This is a genomic window from Rhodobacter sp. 4.3.4, assembly GCF_058724655.1.
Genome location: NZ_CM178967.1, coordinates 2,116,060 through 2,136,097, shown reverse-complemented (window position 1 = coordinate 2,136,097; position 20,038 = coordinate 2,116,060). Strand labels below are relative to the sequence as shown.

Genomic DNA, 20,038 nt, shown 5'->3' with positions numbered 1-20,038 from the left:
CCATTGGGCCGGTGAAAACTCAAACCCGCCTGGCGGGCTGCGAGCGGGTTCGCCGCCATCCCCACCGCCGCACCCGATCCGGCCCACCGTCCGGCGTCTCCCGCGGTCCCCGCGCTTTCGGGTCCGGGTCCCCATAGCCGACAAGAAGCTGACCGAAGACCTACGCGCCTTTGTTGCTTCCCGCCGCCGTCGAGGAAACTGGCTGCGCGAGGCCCGCGACGATCTGGCGAAACTCGCAGAGGATTTCACCGTGGTTCTTGTCGAGGTAGCGGGCGAGACGGTCATTCTGCAAAAGCCGCTCGACATAGCGACCGGCCACCACCAGCCGAAGGTGATCGGGTCCGAGGGTGCCTTCGATCAGCTTGATGTTCTTTTGCAGCTTGGCCATCTCGGCCTTCATGCGCTCGGCTTGTTCGCGTGTCACGCCTGCAGGTGGCTTCTTCGCAGCCGGGTCAACCAGATCCGTGGCGTCAGATGCTGCGAGGATCGCCTCGACATAGGGCACCGTGTAGTTGTTCGCCGCGATCATCAGTTCCGCCGCCTGAATCTGCCGCAGGGGCTTCATCTTCCGCAGGGACCGGAAGCTTTTGATCGGGCAATGCCGGGCTTTCAGCAGTTCGGCCGCCTCCGGACAGATGCCGTTCAGCAGGGTCCGCTTCTGTCGGATCAGCGCGATGTTCACATTCAAGGCTGCCGCGATGCGGGCCTCCGATACGCCGCGCTCGACCGCGCGCAGGATCATCTTGTGCTCCTGGATCGTGGCGAGGCGGCTGATGCGCTTGTTGTAGGTGAAGGATTCGTCGTCGGTCGCCACCAGGCAGGTGACGGTCGTCTCGCCCATTTCCTTCAGAACATGCAGCCGAACATGGCCATCCAGAAGGATGAAGGATCCGTCCTGCCCAGCCGCGCGGGCGACCACCGGCGGTTCGATCAGCCCGACCTCGCGGATCGACGCGGCGATCTGCCCATATTTCTGGCTCTTGGGCACGGTGACGGGCAACTGCTTGACCGGCAGGATCGCCTCAATCGGGATCGTGCGCAGGTTCGCCTCGAATCCCGGGCTCTTCGGCGGAGGCATTCTCCCTGTCTGTGTCATGCTCTTGGCTCCCGCAACCCGTCGATGAGGATGCGCGGCAGGCTGTCGAGGCTCTCGGCACGGAGCAGCGTCAGAAAGTTCTCGTCCTTCAGCAGAGACTCAAATGCCGCATCGAGAAACAGCAGGCTGCTGCGCGTCGACTGCGCCCTGCGGACCATGTCCTGCTGGCGCTCGGCCTCGGCGCGATAGGCTTTGACCAGCGCGGCAGAAGTCATTCGCGCGCGTGGCTGTTTGTTGCGCGCGCCACCTCGCTGCTTGCCGTGGCGCTGGCGCAACTCTACCAGCCGCCGCGCCTCCAGCAATTTCTTTCCGCGCAGTTCACCGGAGGCATAAGCCGCCTCGAGCGCCTTCTGCACGTCCTGCTCCTCGGCCCGCGTGATGTAGAGCGCGACACTGAGCGGCATCTGCCCGGTCTCGACCGCGATCAGCAGGCGTTCTTCTCCGTTGGCGATCAACTCGCCGATTTCATGAACATAGGCGAGGGAAAGCCCCGTCTTGTCGGCGATCTGTTGATCCGAGTAGCCCCGGTCGCGCAGGATGGCGATGTCCTGCAACAGCTCGAGCGGCCGTTGCTGGCGGCGGGCGATATTCTCGATCACGCTGCGCAGAAGTCGCTCGGGCTCGCTCGCATCCACGACGATGGCCGGGATCTGGGTTTCCCCAAGGGCGACATAAGCCTCCATCCGACCCTGACCGCAAACCAGACGATAGGACACTCCCGCCTCGTCATCGACCCGGGCGACGGTGATCGGCTTTTTCAGCCCGACCCTGCCGATACTGTCGACAAGCGCGCGGAAGGTCTTTTCCGACCGTTCGCGCGGGTTTTCCACGGTGATGGCGGAAACCGGGATCATCTGCACTTCGTCCCGCATCTCGACTTCGCTCACCATGGTGTCACCTCGGCAACCGGAACGCGCCGGGCCATGTCGAAGAAGAAATCCAGCGCTTCAAATCGGAAAGCGTCCAGCATCAGGCCATTCTCCTCGGCAAGCCCCAGGGGTTTTGCTCGCAACTCGAATTGGGGCAGCAGGTAATAGTCGAGCGCGGCGGTGTTCGTTCGGTCCATCCGGATGGCGATGGTGATGTCGGGCACGAGGCCGGTGTCGAAACGGATTTTCCAGCGCAGGCCGCCGGTGGAGGTTTCGCGACAACGGGCGACAGCGACAGAGGCGGTGAATTCGCCATTGATCGTCAGCAGGTCGGTCGCCGGATTGCGCGTCACGGTGCCGCCAAGGCGTGTGATCTCGCGGATCACACGCTCCACCTCGTCGCCGTGGAACAGCCGCAGCAAGCGGTTCACTTCGATGTAGTGGTAGTCCCGGTCCGGTGTGAAGCCAACGAGGGAATAGGCCCGGATCAGGCTGCCGAACCGGTGGGCATAGGCGCCGCTGGACGGCATCCCGTCGGCCTCGTCGATCACCAGACCGGATATGTAGCCGTGGCGCTGGAACAGCCGGGTCAGCCGATCCAACATCTCGTCGTCCGAGAAACGGCGGTTCCGGGCGGCGATAATCGCCTGCACCTTTTGAAACTGTTTCGGCTCGACGATGGCATCGAACGCCCCTTCCGACCGGATCCACATCTCCGGGCCATTCGCCACCCGCTTCTGCTTCAGCTTGAAGGAGCGCCGGTTGTAGACGTTGTTGCCGATGTATTTCTCGTTGGTGAGGATCTGATGAACGGTGGCGCGGGTCCAGGCCCGGCCGAGATCGGTCAGGATCCCGCGCTCGTTCAGTTCTGCGGCGATTTCGCTTTCCGAACGGCCCTGCTTGAGGAACCGGCTGTAAATCCAGCGAACGGTTCTTACCTCGGTCTCAGGCCCGGGCACCAGGATCACCCGGTCTGTCTGCAAGCTCTTGTGCTCACCGCGCTTCAGCTCGGCCTTCACCTCGCCGCGTTCGTCAAGCAGGACCCGGCGAAGGCCAAAACCCGCCGCACCGCCCTGACGGAAACCGCGCTCGATCAGGCGGCACTGCCCGATGAAGACCTTGTTGGAAAGTTCCCGGCTGTATTCCCCGGCCATCGCGCGCTTGACGCTCTTGACGATCGTGGCCACCGGCCCGCCATCATTTTCGAATTGCTCGGCGCAATACTCGACCTGCTTGTTGGCGCGACGGCAGATGTATTCGTAATAGGCGGATTCATCTGCATCCTGAAACCGGCCCCACCGGCTGACGTCATAGACAAGGATCAGCTCGAAATCCGCGGTGCCGTCCTGCACATCCTGGATCAGCTGCTGCAGCGCCTCGCGACCCTCGATCCTGAGCCCACTCTTGCCCGCATCGGCATAGGAGCGGACCAATTCAAAGCCGCGTTCCTCCGCATATTTGCGGATCGCGTCCGACTGGTTTTCGGTCGAGTATTTCTGATGGTCTGTCGACATGCGGACATATTCAGCCGCACGACGCCGTGGCGGGGAGTTCGCCGGTTCTTTTCTTGAGGGCAGCTCTCTGCCTGCCATTCCCGTCTCCCGATCAGTTCATGCAGGCGTCTCCGTCTGGTCGGACCCGGGGTATGGGCTGGGGCGCAAAATGGAATCTGCCGCTGTGTTGTCTTCTCCACATGTTTTACTCAAGGAGGACGCCGCGATGCGGATCAAGATGGGCACATCTGTGCCGAAAATGGGCACAACTGTGCACCTGGGCGCCGATCAGACCGCCTATCGCAAGGCCATAGCCGATGCCCTGCGGCGCGAACTGGGGCCAACACATCAGGCCATCAAGACGGTGATGCGCTGGACCGGAGCGAGTGAGCGGACGGCAAAGTACTGGCTGTCTGGCGAACGCGGGCCGAGCGGAGAGCATCTGATCCGGCTCGCGCAGCATTCAGACGCCGTGCTGATCACCACCCTCACCATGGCAGGGCGACTGTCGGAGAAGCCGCGGCACAGATGTCCAAGCTGTCCAGAACGGCTTCTTGTGTTACAAAACCTCGGACAGGATGACCCAATGTCCGAGGGATCATCACAGCTTTAGGCGCACCAACTGGTCAAGGGGAAGCGGAGATGCGGAGAATAGGCCCATCATTCTCCGCATATCTTGCGGTCGTTTTCCTTGCGCTTGCGGAGAATGCGGCTCAAAATCGTCACTTAGTGCGGCGAATGTGGTGTATATCTGGGAGCAGCCAGACTGGCCGAAGCTGACTTGGCAGGATGCCAGCACTTCCGCTCCCTTGGCTGCCGTGCGTCACGACCAGGGGCGACTGATCGGCCGGATGGAAGCGCTGGGCTGGGTTCGCGAGGGGCTGATCGCGGGCGGGATGCTGCGGGAGGTCGAGGGGACAGAGGCCATGCCGAAGACGACGCCTTGGGAACGACCATGATCGTGGCGCGCCTTCTGGGCTACTGCTCAGCACGAACACATGTTGTGCCGACAGACTCATCTTGACTTGGGCCGACGATCAATCAACCAAAGGTTGTTTGAGTGCCGCGACATTAAAGTTTGGTTGAAGATGGTGAGTGGCGGTGGCGAAATTGCCATACGGAGCGGCGCGCTTGGACGTTGACGAGCAGCCCGCGACCAAACCTGTCGATCCGGTTGCGGGCAAGACGGTGGCCGAGATTCTGGGCGAGATCGTCTGGTTGATGACGCAGGACCCAGCGGGCCGCGAGATGAAGGTGGCCGAGATCGAGGCACTGGTCATGCCCGCGATCCTGGCGAAGCGGTTCCACATCAAGTATGCGCAGGTGCCGGATATGCGGCGGCCGGGAGAGAAGACATTGCAGCCGGTAGAGGTGAGTATCTTTTCCGCCCCTGCGCTTTCGGCTGGCAACGATCAAACGCCGTCTACCTTGGTGACTTTTCGGTGCCGCAAAGGATAAATTTATGAGATCCGAAGCGGTTAGACCTCAGCGTTCATTACTTTCGTTTGAAAAGTTTTCTCTCCGTCCCCATTTAGTGCGACAGGCGCGGGTAATGGCCATTTGCCTAACAGCCGTTGGTTTTGCGAGCTGCACATCTCCCGGGATCGAAGCAACAAAAGTCGGCCGCGAAATGCGGAGATCGCAGTCCGAAACATCAGCGGGAATTCTCAAAGACGCTGTTTTTTCTGTCGTGAAGGACATGACCGCTTCAGAAGCAGCTTCGACCCTTTCTTCAGATGGGGCTACCTGTGGCAATCAGGTTTGTTATTGGACATTTATCAAGCGGGAAACCGAGTGGGACCGCATGGGAGTCCGCCCTCCAGACCTTCCGTTGCGAACCTGGGTTTGGCGATATCAAGTCGAATTTACGTCGAATATCATCGTTAAAAAAGCCGATATTGTTTCGACTGTTGCGTCAATCGAAACGAATTCCGGCATTACATTGAGCGAGACAAAATAATGGCATGGACGATAGAGATCGCTCAACTTCCACTACCAATTCCGTTGGCAAACGGAATTGCGTCGCATGCGTTCTGGGTGCTCAAAAATAACGGTGTCGTCGTCGCGGAAATACAAGGTCTCGCGACTGCCATTGACGGGGCCATCAAGCCCATGGGCGGGCCATTCAATCCCCTTGATACCATAGGCATGTACAACGTTGATGCGGCCACGCTGGGTACGGCAGATTTCGGCGTATTCAACGGTAGATTCATGTCAACTTGGAGTGGCGTAACCAGCAGTCAGGTTTGGTCTGGCTCTCAAGCGGATGCCATGGCAAGATAGGATCTTGCTGTATCGATTGCACGTGTTGTCAATGCGCTGAACATAGACTACGGGCCGTTGGTCGTTAACGGCTTCAACAGCAACTCTGTTGCCGAAATGGCCGGCGACCTTCTCGGCTTTCCAGGTGTTCGCCTGCCACCAAAAGCGGATGGCACTGACCCTCGGGCGACGGGTTGGAATAAAAACTTGGCCACGAAAGTGATTGATGGCATTTTGCATTCAATCGAAGCAAGGGAAGATGCTTTAGCAGGCTGCTGAAGAAGTCGGCCCTTGGCCCGGTTTGAGGAACATGATTCACCCTCGGCACGGTAACGTAGGGGGCAAAGATGCGGGGGACGGACGAGACGAGCGGGTCGCTGTTCAGCTATGTCGATCTTGAGGCTCGCATCCCCGCGCGGCATCCGTTGCGCAAGATCAGGCAGGTGGTGAACGAGGCGTTGGCGAGCCTGGATGGCGAGTTCGATGCGCTTTACACCGATTTCGGCCGCCCTTCGATCCCGCCGGAACGGCTGATCCGGGCCAGCCTGACCCAGATCCTGTTCTCGATCCGCTCCGAGCGTCAGTTGACCTGCGGCAAGCCTGTGTGACCCCGCATGTCGCGCAGAAATCCCGATACTCGGCGATCGACGGCCGCACGACCCGGCACGAGGGTTACGCCCTGTCGATCAAAAACCGCAAACGGATCGAAGAGGCTTTCGGCTGGGCCAAAACCGTCGGCGGCATGGCCCAGACCGTTTATCGCGGCGTCGAACGGGTGCGTTCCCGCTTCATCCTCACCATGGCCGCAAACAACCTCGCCCGACTGCCCCGGCTGCTCGCAGCCTGATGCTGGGAAACCGCGCCAGGCATGTAGATCGCCAGCGTCGATCGAGCCGAAACCAAACCCAGCAGGTTGCGCCGAAAGAAAACTGTTCCGCAAAGGCGACTTCTTCAGCACCCTGTTAGCAGGCCGCTGAAATAGTCGGCCTCGACCGCGGATGCAGAACATGATTCACCCCTTCCCACGGCGAAGGGGGATCAAGATGCGGGGCACGGACGAGACGAGCGGGTCGCTTTTCAGCTCTGTGGACCTTGAGGACCGGATCCCGGCCAAGCATCCGCTGCGCAAGATCCGGCTGGTGGTCAACGACGCGCTGGCTAGCCTCGACGCCGATTTCGAAGGGCTTTACGTCCGCTTCGGCCGCCCCTCCATCGCGCCGGAACGGCTGATCCGGGCGAGCCTTCTGCAGATCCTGTTTTCGATCCGCTCCGAGCGCCAGCTGATGGAACAGATGAACTACAACCTGCTGTTTCGCTGGTTCGTCGGGCTCGGTATCGACGATCAGGTCTGGGTTCCGACGGTGTTCACAAAGAACCGCGACCGGCTGATGAGCACCAAGATGTCGCGCCAGATCATGGCCGCGATCCTGGCGCATCGCGAGGTGGTGCCCCTGCTCTCGGACGAGCATTTCTCGGTCGATGGCACCTTGGTGAAGGCCTGGGCCTCGATGAAAAGCTTCCAGCCGAAGGCACCACCGCCCGAGGCCGATGGTCCCGGCGAGGATCCAGGTGACGACGATCCCGGCGCACCGTCGCTGCCAAGCCCCACCCCCGAGATGCCTGCGACCGAAGCAAAGACCGATCCGATGCCCCGCAGCCCCCGCCAGAACCGCAATGCCGAGGTCGACTTCCGGGGCGAGAAACGCTCGAACGCAACGCACGCTTCGCGCACCGACCCCGAGGCGCGGCTTTACAAGAAATCGCCCGGCACCGGTGCGATACTATGCTTCATCGGCCATGCGCTGATGGAGAACCGGTCTGGCCTGATTGTGCAAGGCGAGCTGACCCGCGCCGATGGACACGCCGAATGGCAAGCTGCGCTCGACATGATCCACCGACATTCCCCGGGCTCGACCCGAAGGCTGACGCTGGGGGCGGACAAGGGCTATGACGCCGCCGCATTCGTCCGCGACCTGCGCAAGGCCTGCGTGACGCCCCATGTTGCGCAAAAGGCCCGACATTCCGCCATCGACCGTCGCACCACCCGCCACGACGGCTACGCCCTCTCGCTGAGGCACCGAAAGCGGATCGAAGAGGCATTCGGCTGGGCAAAAACAGTCGGGGGAATGGCGCAGATGATGTATCGCGGCCTCGATCGGGTGCGGTCGCGCTTCATTCTGACGATGGCCGCCAATAATCTGGCGCGACTGCCCCGGCTGCTCGCCGCCTGAAGTCGAAGGGCGGCGGCGCGGAAGGGCACGTAGCCGCGTAAATTCTCGGAACCGGAAGATCTTTCCCGTCCGTCGACTATTTCAGCGGCCTGTTAGGCCGCCCACTTACATCCGACGAACTCAAACCCTACTTTGATTTACTTGAGCGGATACAGCCTGCGGAAGATTACTGTTTTCCATCCGACACCACTATCTTGACTGCTGACGGTTACTGGAGGATTGAGGCGTTGCGCCCCGGCGACCTCCTCTTGCCTGCGATCCATCCGCCGAGCTCGGTCGTGGTGCCTTGGTGCCCAAACGGGTGGTGCGGTTGTTCCACAACGAGACCGAGGAATGGCTGCGGCTGAGTTGGCGTGAAGGCGGCGAGGAGCGCGAACTGACGGTGACACCGGGGCATCGGTTTCTTGATGCGGAGGGGCGGTTCCGGCGGATCGACGAAATCATCGAAGACGCCGCACCGACCGTGGTGCTGGCCGATGGCTCGCTTGCGCAAGTGCGCGCCGAGCGGATTGTCTGGTCAGAGGCAACCCGGCATCTGTTCGAGGTGGTCGAAACCGTAGCGATGGCCGCGGGTGCGGCCCTTGTTCCACGGCGCGCGGGCCGGGCGAAGAGCGGGCAGGGTTTCAATGGTCATGACGGTACGCCTTTCCGCCACGCCCACCACGTTCTCGGCTCCGCCGACCCAGAAGTGTAGCACCGATCCATCCGTTTTTTCGATCGATCGAGGGGGGCGGACAGCGGCCTGTGACGTCGCGGCGTTGGAGGCGCAGCAATTGGAGATAGCTGGCGCAGCTTAGAAGCCATGGAATACGCGACGCTCGAATGGGTGGACGGTTCTACAACCGCCGTCTTCTCGAACCCATCGGGAACATGCCGCCCGCCGAAGCCGAGGCCAACTTCTCTGCAGCTCTGGAAACTGAAGCCATGGCCGCGTAACGAGCGCAAATCAGCCTCCGGCAAACCCGGCGCGGTTCAATCCCTTTTCGGCAGAGGTTTCTCAAGACCGAAAGCCTCCAGTATGAACAGATCCAGGGCGCCGGAACCGATCGCGCTCAGACTGGCTGTCGACGCAGCCGCGAAATTTTCCACGCAAGGGTCGGCGTTCCTGCAAGGTCTGTTGGCGAAGGAAAACGGCGCGGTGTAGCCTCTGCCGGGCCCGATCCCGGATGGTCTGTTTTTGAACCTGTGGAGTTTTCCGATGACCTTTTTCGACTGGCCCGGCAAAAGCCCGGTGGGCGATGGCTTGCCCGCCCATCCGGCAGTCTATCACATGCTGGATGTCGCGGCGGTGGCCGAGCGCCTTATTGAGCCTTTCGCCTTTGCCCCGCCGCTGCGGCAGGCGCTGGTACTGCTGGTGGCGCTGCATGATCTGGGCAAGATCAGCGACAACTTCCGCGCGATGCTGGCGGGCGCGCCCGCGCAAGGCCCGCGCCATTGGGAATTGACCGAGGTGCTGTTGCACCACAACGACGCCGGGCTTGCCGCGCGGCTGGGGGGCGATGCCGACGTGCGTTGGCAGCTTTATGCCGCCGTGGCGGGGCATCACGGACGGCCGCCCGATCTTGCCATCGGCGCGCTTCCCAAGCCCGCGCGGCAGCGGGAGTTTACCAAGGCCATGCACCATGTCGGCTCTGGCGCGGCCCCCGCCGCCGGGGCGATCGCGGCGTTTTGCGACCTTTGGCCCGAGGCCTCGCTTCGGGGGCTCGATCTGGCCGAGGCGACCCGGCTGTCTTGGTGGCTGCCCGGGTTATGTGCCGCAGCGGACTGGATCGGCTCGAACATCCGCTGGTTTTCGGCACAGGCGCCGGGACCGGGTCTGGCCAAGTATCTGGCGCAGGCGCGGCGGGTTGCGGCGGTTGCGATGGCCGAGGCGGGGCTGGGCGGGACCACGCCGCAAACCGGACCGCTTTTCGACTTTGCGCTGCGCCCGATGCAGGCGGCCTGTGCCGATCTGTCCCTTCCCGACGGCCCGATGCTGGCGGTGATCGAGGACGAGACCGGGGCTGGCAAGACCGAGGCGGCGCTGATCCTGGCACAGAGGATGGCGCAGCTGGGCAAGGGGCGGGGGCTTTATTTTGCCCTGCCCACGATGGCCACCGCAGATGCGATGTTTGTCCGCGCCGGGCGGATCGTGGGGAACATCTTCGCCGCCCCCACGCTGACGCTCGCGCATGGGCGTGCGGGGGTGTCGCAGGATTTCCGCAGGATCGTCGAGGATGGCCCCCGTGGCGAGGATGAGCCCTCCTGCACCGACTGGCTGGCCGAAAGCCGCCGCCGCGCGCTTTTGGCCGATGTGGGCGTGGGCACGATTGATCAGGCGCTGATGGCGGTGCTGCCGGTCAAGCATCAGGCCCTGCGCCACTTTGGCCTTTCGTCGAAAATCCTGATCGTCGATGAGGTCCACGAGATGGGAGAAGCCTATATCGCCAAGGAACTGGAGCGGCTGTTGCAGATGCATCGCGCCTCTGGCGGTTCTGCCATCCTGCTCACGGCGACTTTGCCGCTTTCCCTGCGCGAAAAGCTTTTGGCCATTTATGGCGGCAAGAACGACAGCCCGGCCTATCCGGCGCTGACGGTGGCAGGGCGCACGGCGGTAAGCGATTTCGTCCCCGATCCGCGCCCGGTCAAGGGGCCGGTCACGATTGCCCGGATCGAAACGGTCGAGGCTGCGGTGGCGCATCTGGTCGCGTCGGCAGGGCAGGGCGCGGCCTGCGTGCTCGTGCGCAACTCGGTCGACGAGGCGATTGCGGCGCGCGAGGCGCTCTTGGCGCAGGGCATCCCCGCAAGGCTGTTGCACGCCCGTTTTGCGCTGTGTGATCGCAAGCGGATCGAGGCCGAGGTTCTGGCGACGGTTGGCAAAGCCGGGCAGGGGCGGGCGGGCTTCGTTCTGGTGGGCACACAGGTGCTGGAATCCTCGCTGGATCTCGATTTCGACGTGATGATCTCGGACCTCGCCCCCATCGCCGCGCTGATCCAGCGCGCAGGCAGGCTTTGGCGGCATATGGAGAAACGCCCTGCCGCCACCCGCCCGGTGGCCGCGCCGATGCTTCACGTGCTTTCCCCCGACCCCGCCGTCGTCACCGATGACCGCTGGCTGCGCGGCACGTTGGGGCGGGGAGCCTGGGTCTATGATCTGGCCGATCTATGGCGCACGGCAAAGGTGCTGTTTGCGGTGGGCCGGATCGAGGCGCCGCACGGCCTGCGCGCCCTGATCGAGGCCGTGCATGGCGAGGGGGCCGAAGCAGTGCCCGAGGCCTTGGTCCGCGCCGAAACCGAGGCTCTGGGCAAGGCCGCCGCGGCCCGAACACAGGCGGTACACAACCTGGTTGATTTGCCGCGCGGCTATCGCGACGGCGGCGGTGCCAGCCCCGACACCAGCTACCCGACCCGGTTGGGCGGCCCCACTCTTACGCTGGTTCTGGCGCGGCAAACCGCTGCGGGTCTTGCGCCCTGGGCCGAGGGCGCCGATCTGTCTCCAGCCGAGGCCTGGGCGCTTTCGGAGGTCTCGGCCCGCGCGGTGCGGCTGAATGCGCTGCCCTTGCCCGATCAGACCTTGCCGCAGATCGTCGCTGTCACCCGCGACTGGCCCGACTGGAAACGCGCCGAGGTCCGGCTCTGCCCGGTGGCTGACGACGGCACGATCTGCAAGGGCTTGCGTTACGACCGTGACTGCGGGCTTGTCTTCGAGGGCGTCACTTCCTGACACCTCATGAAATTAGCCCTCTTTACGGGGGGCGATGCGGGTGCTTCACTGCCCGCAAGGATTGTGAGCGGAGGTGTTGATGACGCTCAACTTGATTGAAGATCCATGGATTGCGGTGCGGTGTCGGGATGGGTCCCGTCGCACCATCGCCCCGTGGCAGATGGCGGAACCGGACGTTGTGGCACCCGATTGGCACCGCCCCGATTTCGACATTGCCTGCCTCGAGTTGCTGATCGGGCTGGTTTATCTGGCCGATCCGCCCGCCGATGTGACCGAGTGGAAGCGCCGTCGGTCCGCTGATCCCGCGCGGCTGCGCGAGAGGCTGGCCACCTTTGCCCCGGCGTTCAACCTGCTGGGCGAGGGGCCGTGCTTCTTGCAGGATTTCGCCCCGCTCGAGGGCGCCGCGCGTCCGGTCGATACGCTGTTCATCGACAGCGCGGGCGAAAGTGCCGTGGGCAAGAATTCCGACGTGATGATGCACCGCGACCGTTACGACAGCCTTGATCTGCCCACGGCGGCGATGGCGCTTTACACGTTGCAGGATTTCGCCCCGGCGGGGGGCGCGGGTATCCGCACTTCGATGCGCGGCGGCGGCCCCTTGGTGACGCTGATCGACCCGCGCGAGGGGCAGGGCAGCCTGTGGGATCTGATCTGGGCCAATGTGCCCTATGGCCTGCCCGGTCGGGTCGAGGATCTGCCGTGGATGCGGCCCACGCGGGTCTCGGACACCGGCCAGCAGAGCCTGCCGCCCGAGGGGGCGCTGTTCGCCCCCGAGGCGTTCTTCGGACAGCCGCGCCGGTTGCGGCTGGTGGCCGATGACGGCCGGGTGACGGGGGTGATCCAGCGGCCCTACGGCACGAATTACGCGCTTTGGAAGCATCCGCTCAGCCCCTATTACCGGATGAAGCCGGGCACGGAATGGCTGCCCAAGCACCCTCGCGCCGGGCGGTTCGGTTATCGCAACTGGCTGGGGATCATTGCCGAACAGAAAAAGGACGAGCTGTCGGAACTGGCGCTTTCCTTGCGTGACTGGAACGGGCGGCAGGGGGGCGGGTCGGTGATCGTTGCGGGCTGGGCGATGGACAACATGAAGCCGCGCGATTTCATCCTGTCGGAGCAGCCGGTGCTGGATCTGACCGACGATGGCTGGATGCGCCTTGCCGGGCTGATCGAGGCGGCCGAGGCAGCGGCCGTGGCCTTGCGCGGGGCGCTTGAACCCGTGCTGGCGGGTGGCGAAGCCCGCGAAGCCGAACGCGAGACCTTCTTTGCCCGGACCGAAACGCGATTTCTGGCGCATCTGGATACGATCCGGGCGGGCGGCAATCCGGCGGCGGACTGGCTCTCCGACCTGCGGCGTCAGGCGATGGGGCAGTTTGAAAAGCTCGCCTTCGACGGCATCGAGACGCGCGAGACGGACCGGATGCAGCGTCTGTTCGAGGCGAGGAAATTTCTGGGAATGGCCTTTGCGGGCTACGGCAAGCAGGGCAAGGCCATCTTCGAGGCGCTGAACCTGCCTTTGCCGGAGAAAAAGAAAGGAAAAGCGGCATGACGGACGAACCGAAAGGGCCGGGCGCGGTGGCGCTGGGCTGGTGGAAAAGGACCATCGCGCCGCGTGATATGCCCTCGGCCAAGGCGCTGTCGGCCCGGTTGCGTCGTGCGGCACCGCTCGCCGTTCTGTGCGAACCGGCGGTGCAGGATCTGGCGCGGGAACTGGGCCTTGGCCCGGCGCAGGCGGAACCTCTGGTGCAGCTGGCCGTTCTGCTGGCCGAGGTCCGCGAGCATGCGCCCGAGCGATTGGCGCGGCGGCTGGGCGGGGCGGAGCCGGTGCTTTCGCCCTTGCGGTTTCAGCGCCTGATCCGGGCCGAGGGCGAGGAACTGACCGACCTGCTGCGCCGCGCCATTGCGATGGCCGAGCGCAAATGCAACGTCGCGGCGCTGGCCACCGACATCCTGCACTGGGAGGCCGCCCGGCCGCGCTGGTGCTTCGATTATTTCGGCGCCGAGGCGCCCGCAAAAGACCTTGAGGAGCAAGTCCGATGACCACTTTCGTGCAATTTCACCTGCTGACCAGCTACGGCCCCTCGAACCCGAACCGCGACGATCAGGGCCGCCCGAAACAGGCGATGGTGGGGGGAGTGCCGCGGCTGCGGCTCTCGTCGCAATCGCTCAAACGCGCGCTGCGCGAAAGCAGCTTCTTTGCCCTCGATCTGGCCGACCACATGGGCAAACGCACGAAGCTTCTGCATGATCTGCTGGTCAAGCATCTGACCGGCAAGGGCGCCTCCGACAAGGCCGCACAGGAGGCCGCCGACAAGGTGGCGGGCATTTTCGGCAAGCTTGAAGACAAGAAGGACGGCGGCAAGAAGGGCACGACGCTGGCCTTCATCTCTCCGGCCGAGCGCAAGCTGGCCGAGGACCTGGCCGAGAGGATCGTGGCGGGAGAGGCCCTGCCCGCCGAGAAGGATCTCAAGAAAGCGGTCCTGCGCCGGGCCGATGGCGCCATCGACATCGCCATGTTCGGGCGGATGCTGGCCGATGATCCGGATTTCAACCGCGATGCGGCGGTGCAGGTGGGCCATGCGATCACCACCCACGCCGCCCATGCCGAGGAAGACTGGTATTCGGCGGTCGACGACCTGAACAAGGCCGAGGATACCGGCGCGGGGCATCTGGGCGAGACGGCCTTCGGCTCGGGCATCTATTACCTTTACGTCTGCATCGATTGCGATCTGTTGATCGAGAACCTTGGCGGTGACCGCGACCTTGCCGAAAAGGGGATCGCGGCGCTGACCCGGGCGCTGGCGACAACGACGCCGCGCGGCAAGCAAAACAGCTTTGCCCACCACCCGATAGCGTTCCACATCCGCGCCGAACGCGGCCGCCGCACGCCGCGCGACCTGTCGGGCGCCTTCTTCACCCCGGTCGACCGGCAGTTGAGGGAACTGGGCACGAACGACCTGCAATCGGCCTCGGTCAAGGCGCTGGAGGGCACCGCCGCGAAAATCGACACCTGCTACTTCGATGGCCAGCCAGAGGAGTTTCGCACCCTCGACACGCTGGCGGGCACGGGCACGCTGTCCGAGATCGTGCGATTTGCCACCGAAGCGGTGCGGGGGGCGTGATGCAACCCTTTCTGATCTTTGGCCTTTCGGCGAGCCTCGCCGCAATGGGCGAGCTGGCCGGGCACGAGCGGCGCGGCTCGCTGATCTGGCCCGGCCGCTCGGCCATCCTCGGACTTCTGGGGGCGGCCCTGGGGATCCGACGCGAAGGCGACTTTTCCGCCCTTGATGCGCTGGGCGTCTCGGTGGCGATCTTCGACGCGGGCGCGCCCTTGCGCGATTATCACACCATCGAAACCGTGCCTTCGGCGGCGGCCAAGCGCCCCAATTCCCGCCCCGAGGCGCTGCGCGAGGCGCGCGGGCGCACCACTACCACGATCACCCTGCGCGACTATCGCGCGGGGGTGTTTTACGGCGTGGCCGTTACCGGCGCGGGGCTTGACGCCCTGCAAGCGGCGCTGACCGCCCCACGCTTCACCCTGTATCTGGGGCGCAAATCCTGCCCGCTTTCGGCGCCCCCGGGTGCGAAGATCGTCACCGCCGAAACGCCCGAGGCCGCGCTGGCCCATCTGACCCCGCCGCCCTGGCTGGCGGCGCGCGGTGCTGTGAGCGCCCGCACGCTGATCGTCGATGCCGATCGGGGCGAGATCGTCCACGACCGCCCCGTCGACCGCAGCCTGTGGCACTTCGCCCCCCGCACCATCGCCCGCCGTCCGGTCGAGATCGCGCTTGGGGGGCTGGCATGAGCCTTTATCTCTCGCGCATCCGGCTGGCGCGGTCCCCCGCTGCGCAGGCGCTGGCGCCGCTCTTGCTCCCCACCGAGGCCGGGCACCGCCGCTCGGCCGCGCACAATCTGCTCTGGTCGATCTTTTCCGACGGCCCCGACCGACGCCGCGATTTCCTGTGGCGCGAGGAGCGCGAGGGGGTGTTTTTGACCCTTTCGGCCCGCCCGCCGCTGCAGACCGATCTGTTTGACCCTCATCAGGTGAAAGAGTTTGCGCCGACGCTGGTGCCGGGGGATCGGCTGGTGATCCAGCTGCGCGCCAATGCCACGCGGATGAAGCGCGGCGGGGCGCGGGTTGATGTGGTGATGGATGCGCTGCATGGCCTGCCAAGCGCGGCCCGGGCCGAGGAGCGCATGGCGCTTGCCCAGGCCGAGGGCGCTGCCTGGCTGGCACGACAGGGCGAAAAGGCCGGGTTCCGGCTGATCCACGCCACGGCCGAGGATTACTCGGTCGAGGTTCTGGCCGGGCATCGCGGCCCGCGCCGGGGGCAGCCGCAATTCGGCATCCTTGATCTGAGCGGTCAGATCGAGGTTTCCGATCCGGCAGCCTTTCTGGCGCAACTGCCGCAGGGCTTTGGCCGCGCCAAGGCATTCGGTTGCGGGCTGATGCTGATCCGGCGTGCCGCATGAGCGGCGCGGGCGACGACGCGGAGGGGCAGGGCGGTGCTGCGCCCTCTGTCCTGCCGGGCCTTGCGCCGCCCAAACCGATCCCGCTCAAGGACCGCGCCTCGCTGGTCTTTGTCGAACATGCGAAACTCGACGTGCTCGACGGTGCCTTTGTCGCGGTCAATGCCGACGGCACCCGCACCCAGATCCCGGTGGGCGGCCTTGCCGGGATCATGCTGGAACCCGGGGCGCGGATCAGCCATGCCGCCGTTGCGCTGGCCGCCCGGGTCGGCACCTTGATCACCTGGGTGGGCGAGGGCGGCGTGCGGCTTTACTCGGCGGGTCAACCGGGCGGGGCACGGGCGGACCGGCTGCTCTGGCAGGCGCGCATCGCGCTTGACGATGCGGCGCGGCTGCGCGTCGTGCGCAAGATGTTTGCGATGCGCTTTGCCGAAGATGCTCCCTCCCGTCGCTCGATCGACCAGCTGCGCGGCATCGAGGGGGTTCGGGTGCGTGAAACCTATGCGATGCTGGCGCGACAGCACGGTGTCGACTGGAAACGGCGCAAATACGACCCCGCCGACTGGGAGGCGGGCGACATCCCGAACCGGTGTCTTTCAGCCGCCACCGCCTGCCTGCACGGGCTGTCCGAGGCGGCTGTTCTGGCCGCAGGCTACGCCCCGGCGATCGGTTTTCTGCATTCGGGCAAGCCGCTTTCCTTTGTCTATGACATCGCGGACCTGTTCAAACTGGAGACCGTGGTCCCCGAGGCGTTTCGCATCGCGGGTCAGGCGGCCAAGGGCAAGCTGGAGATGTCGCCCGACCGGGCCGTGCGGCTGGCCTGCCGCGATGCCTTCCGCCGCAGCGGGCTTCTGGGCCGGATCATCCCCGCCATAGAGGAGGTTCTGAGCGCGGGCGAGATGCCCCGCCCCGAGCCGCCCCCCGAGGCGATGCCCGTCGCCTTTGACGAGGGCCAATCGGGCGACGCGGGGCATCGCGGATGATCGTCGTGGTGGTCTCAAACGCGCCTCCCCGGCTGCGCGGACGGCTTTCCGCCTGGCTGGTCGAGGTCCGCGCGGGTGTTTATGTGGGAGACTATTCCGCCAGGACCCGCGAGATGATCTGGGAGCAGGTCTTGGCAGGGCTCGAGGCGGGGGACGCGGTGATGGTTTGGAAGGCACCCACCGATCAGGGCTACGACTTCCGCACCGCCGGCCGGAATCGCAGAATGCCGGTGGATTTCGACGGCTTGAAACTGGTGAGCTTCAGGCCTGATCGCTGATGCCGACGGGCCGATGGCGGCCTTGAAAAATTGGTATGCTCTTTGACATTGCGAAAATCTCGGTAGATCAAGGATCTGCAGAAAGACTGTTCCCCGCCCACGCGGGGATGACCCGCCGACCGGCGCCGGGAACTTGGTCAAAAAGGCCTGTTCCCCGCCCACGCGGGGATGACCCGCTCCAGCTCCGCGATATGGTGTTGCCGTCCAACTGTTCCCCGCCCACGCGGGGATGACCCGTTCTTCAACATCGACAAGCTTCCGGTTGAAAGCTGTTCCCCGCCCACGCGGGGATGACCCGAACAAACGATACTCATCCTCGTCGAAATCGTCCTGTTCCCCGCCCACGCGGGGATGACCCGAGCGCACCGCCACCGTAACAATCCGTTACCTGCTGTTCCCCGCCCACGCGGGGATGACCCGCGGGCATTCAACCCGACGATAGCACCCTCAATCTGTTCCCCGCCCACGCGGGGATGACCCGGTCCCAGTAAATTTTGTCCGCAACGGTGCCCTCTGTTCCCCGCCCACGCGGGGATGACCCGATCAGTCTCCCATTGGCCGTTGGGATCGATGACTGTTCCCCGCCCACGCGGGGATGACCCGCAACGCTGCCGATATATGACGACGCAGCTTTGCTGTTCCCCGCCCACGCGGGGATGACCCGCCATATAACCCCAAGCCGCGCCAATACCGCGCCTGTTCCCCGCCCACGCGGGGATGACCCGCCACTGCGCACCCGGCGTCGCCTGATAGAACACTGTTCCCCGCCCACGCGGGGATGACCCGCTACTGGCGGCGCGGGATTTGGGGCTTATACCCTGTTCCCCGCCCACGCGGGGATGACCCGGCCGCGATCCGCGCGCATCATCGCCGCAAGCGCTGTTCCCCGCCCACGCGGGGATGACCCGGCGCTCCCCAAGTCGTTTGGAATTGGGGTAAGCTGTTCCCCGCCCACGCGGGGATGACCCACTGGCATCGAACCCCGTCGCTAGGGGGTCTCACTGTTCCCCGCCCACGCGGGGATGACCCGCCTGCCCCGCCGTCTGCTTTGCTGTCGGCGTCCTGTTCCCCGCCCACGCGGGGATGACCCGCACCACAAGAGAGCCCAGCTTCGCGCATATCTCTGTTCCCCGCCCACGCGGGGATGACCCGGAGACGCGCGCGCTGCCGCTGGCGGCTCAGGCCTGTTCCCCGCCCACGCGGGGATGACCCGAATGGCGCGAGGTCAGCTGTTTCGACGACTGCCTGTTCCCCGCCCACGCGGGGATGACCCGGGCCCCTCAAAGGTCAGCGTGATCCGCCGCTCCTGTTCCCCGCCCACGCGGGGATGACCCGCCTGTCGAAAATCTCCCGGGCACTCTTCAAATCTGTTCCCCGCCCACGCGGGGATGACCCGGAAAACCACCAATCAGCGTTATCCTCGTCGGTCTGTTCCCCGCCCACGCGGGGATGACCCAGCCTCCCCCGCGCGTATACGCGTGACGCGCGCCTGTTCCCCGCCCACGCGGGGATGACCCGCAGCGTCAGCGCGCCGGAATACGGCCGAAGCACTGTTCCCCGCCCACGCGGGGATGACCCGACGCCTCGGCCATGCACCGGGCCGTGTAATCGCTGTTCCCCGCCCACGCGGGGATGACCCGGACATGCCGCGTCCGTTGCGCAATGCGGTTTACTGTTCCCCGCCCACGCGGGGATGACCCGTGATCATGGCACGTCAAAACACTGCTCCCGTTCTGTTCCCCGCCCACGCGGGGATGACCCGCTGGGCGGAGAGCGGGGAGGACTGCAGCGGCTCTGTTCCCCGCCCACGCGGGGATGACCCGGGCCGCGCCGACGCTTATCAATCGGCGTTGATCTGTTCCCCGCCCACGCGGGGATGACCCGATCGAGGAGGTTACGGCTGGGGCGGTTAGCGTCTGTTCCCCGCCCACGCGGGGATGACCCGACGGGGTGGCCTCCAGAATGACCGTCACGCTGCTGTTCCCCGCCCACGCGGGGATGACCCGACTGTATGCGGGGGGCTTTCGCGCATTAGTCCCTGTTCCCCGCCCACGCGGGGATGACCCGGAGGCCACTCAGCGGGCCGCAGGATGAGGGAACTGTTCCCCGCCCACGCGGGGATGACCCGGCTGGCAAGGGTAGCCGGAAACGCAAGACCCTCTGTTCCCCGCCCACGCGGGGATGACCCGCGGTATTTTAGAGCCGAGCTGGCCGAGCGGCACTGTTCCCCGCCCACGCGGGGATGACCCGTGATCCTGCATTGTGCAGCGATCAAGAACGGCCTGTTCCCCGCCCATGCGGGGATGACCCGGCGCGCACCACGCAGGCGTTCGCGAAATTGCGCTGTTCCCCGCCCACGCGGGGATGACCCGGCGTGGTTCGGCTCATCGCGGCCAGAGAACTGCTGTTCGGCGATGGCGAGGAAGGGGTCCCAGATCGACCAGGCATCGACCGCCCCGGAACCGAAGGCGGCGGCGGCATCGGCGGGGCCGAGGAACACCGGCTCGACATCTTTGAAGCGAAGGCCCTGCGCCTCCAGCGCCGCAATCGGCAGGTTCCGCGCGCTGGTGCCCGCGATCCAGACCGAGACGCAGGCGGTTTCCGTTGCGCGGCTGGCCGAATAGGCCCCCGCATCTGATTGACGACAAAGAAA

At 64.9% G+C, this 20,038-nt stretch carries 20 protein-coding genes, 3 pseudogenes and 1 CRISPR repeat array; of the genes and pseudogenes, 20 read left to right on the top strand and 3 right to left on the bottom strand.

What is annotated here, in order from left to right; genetic code table 11:
• Nucleotides 1–160: 160 nt before the first annotated feature.
• From AC4PTB_RS10345 to AC4PTB_RS10335, 3 genes are read right to left on the bottom strand one after another with little or no spacing between them, the layout of a single operon-like run.
• Nucleotides 161–1,078, bottom strand: coding sequence for a plasmid partitioning protein RepB C-terminal domain-containing protein (locus AC4PTB_RS10345; protein WP_492189885.1), 918 nt, complete (start codon nucleotides 1,076–1,078; stop codon nucleotides 161–163).
• Nucleotides 1,079–1,092: 14 nt separating this feature from the next.
• The gene (locus tag AC4PTB_RS10340) at nucleotides 1,093–1,986 is read right to left on the bottom strand and encodes a ParB/RepB/Spo0J family partition protein (protein ID WP_492189884.1); all 894 of its coding nucleotides are present in this window, start codon (nucleotides 1,984–1,986) and stop codon (nucleotides 1,093–1,095) included.
• On the bottom strand, nucleotides 1,980–3,479 hold the full coding sequence (locus AC4PTB_RS10335; protein ID WP_492189883.1) for a recombinase family protein: 1,500 nt from the start codon (nucleotides 3,477–3,479) through the stop codon (nucleotides 1,980–1,982). Before AC4PTB_RS10335 ends, AC4PTB_RS10340 begins: the two co-directional genes overlap by 7 nt.
• A gap of 148 nt (nucleotides 3,480–3,627) precedes the next feature.
• Between AC4PTB_RS10335 and AC4PTB_RS10330 the strand changes: the two genes are divergently transcribed.
• The 20 genes and pseudogenes from AC4PTB_RS10330 (at nucleotide 3,628) to AC4PTB_RS10235 (ending at nucleotide 20,023) form a co-directional block, all read left to right on the top strand.
• Nucleotides 3,628–4,071, top strand: a complete 444-nt coding sequence (locus AC4PTB_RS10330; RefSeq protein WP_492189882.1) for an XRE family transcriptional regulator — start codon at nucleotides 3,628–3,630, stop codon at nucleotides 4,069–4,071.
• A pseudogene (locus AC4PTB_RS10325) lies at nucleotides 4,037–4,267 on the top strand (hypothetical protein); the annotation flags it as partial. The gene AC4PTB_RS10330 and the pseudogene AC4PTB_RS10325, both read left to right, overlap by 35 nt.
• Nucleotides 4,268–4,276: 9 nt before the next feature.
• Complete coding sequence (locus tag AC4PTB_RS10320; protein WP_492192659.1) at nucleotides 4,277–4,417, top strand: hypothetical protein; 141 nt, start codon at nucleotides 4,277–4,279, stop codon at nucleotides 4,415–4,417.
• Between the two features lie 172 nt (nucleotides 4,418–4,589).
• Entirely contained in the window at nucleotides 4,590–4,916 is a 327-nt protein-coding gene (locus AC4PTB_RS10315; protein WP_492189881.1) for a toxin-activating lysine-acyltransferase, read from the top strand.
• A gap of 4 nt (nucleotides 4,917–4,920) precedes the next feature.
• Nucleotides 4,921–5,418: a hypothetical protein gene (locus AC4PTB_RS10310; RefSeq protein ID WP_492189880.1), complete on the top strand. Its 498-nt coding sequence runs from the start codon at nucleotides 4,921–4,923 to the stop codon at nucleotides 5,416–5,418.
• Nucleotides 5,418–5,741, top strand: coding sequence for a hypothetical protein (locus AC4PTB_RS10305; protein ID WP_492189879.1), 324 nt, complete (start codon nucleotides 5,418–5,420; stop codon nucleotides 5,739–5,741). Before AC4PTB_RS10310 ends, AC4PTB_RS10305 begins: the two co-directional genes overlap by 1 nt.
• Before the next feature lie 96 nt (nucleotides 5,742–5,837).
• Nucleotides 5,838–5,999, top strand: coding sequence for a hypothetical protein (locus tag AC4PTB_RS10300; protein ID WP_492189878.1), 162 nt, complete (start codon nucleotides 5,838–5,840; stop codon nucleotides 5,997–5,999).
• A gap of 68 nt (nucleotides 6,000–6,067) precedes the next feature.
• Nucleotides 6,068–6,567: pseudogene (locus AC4PTB_RS10295) on the top strand (transposase).
• A 196-nt stretch (nucleotides 6,568–6,763) separates the two neighbouring features.
• Nucleotides 6,764–7,951 carry an IS5 family transposase gene (locus tag AC4PTB_RS10290; protein ID WP_492189877.1) on the top strand — a complete coding sequence of 396 codons (1,188 nt, stop codon included), beginning with the start codon at nucleotides 6,764–6,766 and terminating at the stop codon, nucleotides 7,949–7,951.
• A gap of 310 nt (nucleotides 7,952–8,261) precedes the next feature.
• Entirely contained in the window at nucleotides 8,262–8,645 is a 384-nt protein-coding gene (locus AC4PTB_RS10285; protein ID WP_492189876.1) for a hypothetical protein, read from the top strand.
• Nucleotides 8,646–8,735: 90 nt separating this feature from the next.
• A pseudogene (locus tag AC4PTB_RS10280) lies at nucleotides 8,736–8,887 on the top strand (IS3 family transposase); the annotation flags it as partial.
• Between the two features lie 262 nt (nucleotides 8,888–9,149).
• Nucleotides 9,150–11,654 carry a CRISPR-associated helicase Cas3' gene (cas3, locus tag AC4PTB_RS10275; protein WP_492189875.1) on the top strand — a complete coding sequence of 835 codons (2,505 nt, stop codon included), beginning with the start codon at nucleotides 9,150–9,152 and terminating at the stop codon, nucleotides 11,652–11,654.
• A gap of 79 nt (nucleotides 11,655–11,733) precedes the next feature.
• Nucleotides 11,734–13,203 (top strand): type I-E CRISPR-associated protein Cse1/CasA, encoded by a 1,470-nt coding sequence (gene casA, locus AC4PTB_RS10270; RefSeq protein ID WP_492189874.1) that lies wholly within the window; start codon nucleotides 11,734–11,736, stop codon nucleotides 13,201–13,203.
• Complete coding sequence (gene casB / locus AC4PTB_RS10265) at nucleotides 13,200–13,694, top strand: type I-E CRISPR-associated protein Cse2/CasB (RefSeq protein WP_492189873.1); 495 nt, start codon at nucleotides 13,200–13,202, stop codon at nucleotides 13,692–13,694. Before casA ends, casB begins: the two co-directional genes overlap by 4 nt.
• Nucleotides 13,691–14,776 (top strand): type I-E CRISPR-associated protein Cas7/Cse4/CasC, encoded by a 1,086-nt coding sequence (gene cas7e, locus AC4PTB_RS10260; protein ID WP_492189872.1) that lies wholly within the window; start codon nucleotides 13,691–13,693, stop codon nucleotides 14,774–14,776. Before casB ends, cas7e begins: the two co-directional genes overlap by 4 nt.
• Nucleotides 14,776–15,459: a type I-E CRISPR-associated protein Cas5/CasD gene (gene cas5e, locus AC4PTB_RS10255; protein WP_492189871.1), complete on the top strand. Its 684-nt coding sequence runs from the start codon at nucleotides 14,776–14,778 to the stop codon at nucleotides 15,457–15,459. The genes cas7e and cas5e overlap by 1 nt, the downstream gene beginning before the upstream one ends.
• Nucleotides 15,456–16,127: a type I-E CRISPR-associated protein Cas6/Cse3/CasE gene (gene cas6e / locus AC4PTB_RS10250; protein WP_492189870.1), complete on the top strand. Its 672-nt coding sequence runs from the start codon at nucleotides 15,456–15,458 to the stop codon at nucleotides 16,125–16,127. Before cas5e ends, cas6e begins: the two co-directional genes overlap by 4 nt.
• On the top strand, nucleotides 16,124–17,107 hold the full coding sequence (gene cas1e / locus AC4PTB_RS10245) for a type I-E CRISPR-associated endonuclease Cas1e (RefSeq protein ID WP_492189869.1): 984 nt from the start codon (nucleotides 16,124–16,126) through the stop codon (nucleotides 17,105–17,107). Before cas6e ends, cas1e begins: the two co-directional genes overlap by 4 nt.
• On the top strand, nucleotides 17,104–17,385 hold the full coding sequence (gene cas2e / locus AC4PTB_RS10240) for a type I-E CRISPR-associated endoribonuclease Cas2e (protein ID WP_492189868.1): 282 nt from the start codon (nucleotides 17,104–17,106) through the stop codon (nucleotides 17,383–17,385). The genes cas1e and cas2e overlap by 4 nt, the downstream gene beginning before the upstream one ends.
• 86 nt (nucleotides 17,386–17,471) lie before the next feature.
• A CRISPR array of direct repeats spans nucleotides 17,472–19,757; the repeat unit is 29 nt; unit sequence CTGTTCCCCGCCCACGCGGGGATGACCCG.
• Between the two features lie 2 nt (nucleotides 19,758–19,759).
• Nucleotides 19,760–20,023 (top strand): hypothetical protein, encoded by a 264-nt coding sequence (locus tag AC4PTB_RS10235; RefSeq protein WP_492189867.1) that lies wholly within the window; start codon nucleotides 19,760–19,762, stop codon nucleotides 20,021–20,023.
• Nucleotides 20,024–20,038: the final 15 nt, after the last annotated feature.

Bases quoted from the DNA above. Each gene is read 5' to 3' on its own strand.
- casB (WP_492189873.1), top strand. From the start codon at position 13,200: ATGACGGACGAACCGAAAGGGCCGGGCGCGGTGGCGCTGGGCTGGTGG.
- cas1e (WP_492189869.1), top strand. From the start codon at position 16,124: ATGAGCGGCGCGGGCGACGACGCGGAGGGGCAGGGCGGTGCTGCGCCC.
- AC4PTB_RS10300 (WP_492189878.1), top strand. From the start codon at position 5,838: ATGGCCGGCGACCTTCTCGGCTTTCCAGGTGTTCGCCTGCCACCAAAA.
- AC4PTB_RS10345 (WP_492189885.1), bottom strand. From the start codon at position 1,078: ATGCCTCCGCCGAAGAGCCCGGGATTCGAGGCGAACCTGCGCACGATC.
- AC4PTB_RS10330 (WP_492189882.1), top strand. From the start codon at position 3,628: ATGGAATCTGCCGCTGTGTTGTCTTCTCCACATGTTTTACTCAAGGAG.
- cas6e (WP_492189870.1), top strand. From the start codon at position 15,456: ATGAGCCTTTATCTCTCGCGCATCCGGCTGGCGCGGTCCCCCGCTGCG.
- AC4PTB_RS10310 (WP_492189880.1), top strand. From the start codon at position 4,921: ATGAGATCCGAAGCGGTTAGACCTCAGCGTTCATTACTTTCGTTTGAA.
- cas3 (WP_492189875.1), top strand. From the start codon at position 9,150: ATGACCTTTTTCGACTGGCCCGGCAAAAGCCCGGTGGGCGATGGCTTG.
- AC4PTB_RS10335 (WP_492189883.1), bottom strand. From the start codon at position 3,479: ATGTCGACAGACCATCAGAAATACTCGACCGAAAACCAGTCGGACGCG.
- cas5e (WP_492189871.1), top strand. From the start codon at position 14,776: ATGCAACCCTTTCTGATCTTTGGCCTTTCGGCGAGCCTCGCCGCAATG.
- AC4PTB_RS10290 (WP_492189877.1), top strand. From the start codon at position 6,764: ATGCGGGGCACGGACGAGACGAGCGGGTCGCTTTTCAGCTCTGTGGAC.
- casA (WP_492189874.1), top strand. From the start codon at position 11,734: ATGACGCTCAACTTGATTGAAGATCCATGGATTGCGGTGCGGTGTCGG.
- cas7e (WP_492189872.1), top strand. From the start codon at position 13,691: ATGACCACTTTCGTGCAATTTCACCTGCTGACCAGCTACGGCCCCTCG.
- AC4PTB_RS10305 (WP_492189879.1), top strand. From the start codon at position 5,418: ATGGCATGGACGATAGAGATCGCTCAACTTCCACTACCAATTCCGTTG.
- cas2e (WP_492189868.1), top strand. From the start codon at position 17,104: ATGATCGTCGTGGTGGTCTCAAACGCGCCTCCCCGGCTGCGCGGACGG.
- AC4PTB_RS10340 (WP_492189884.1), bottom strand. From the start codon at position 1,986: ATGGTGAGCGAAGTCGAGATGCGGGACGAAGTGCAGATGATCCCGGTT.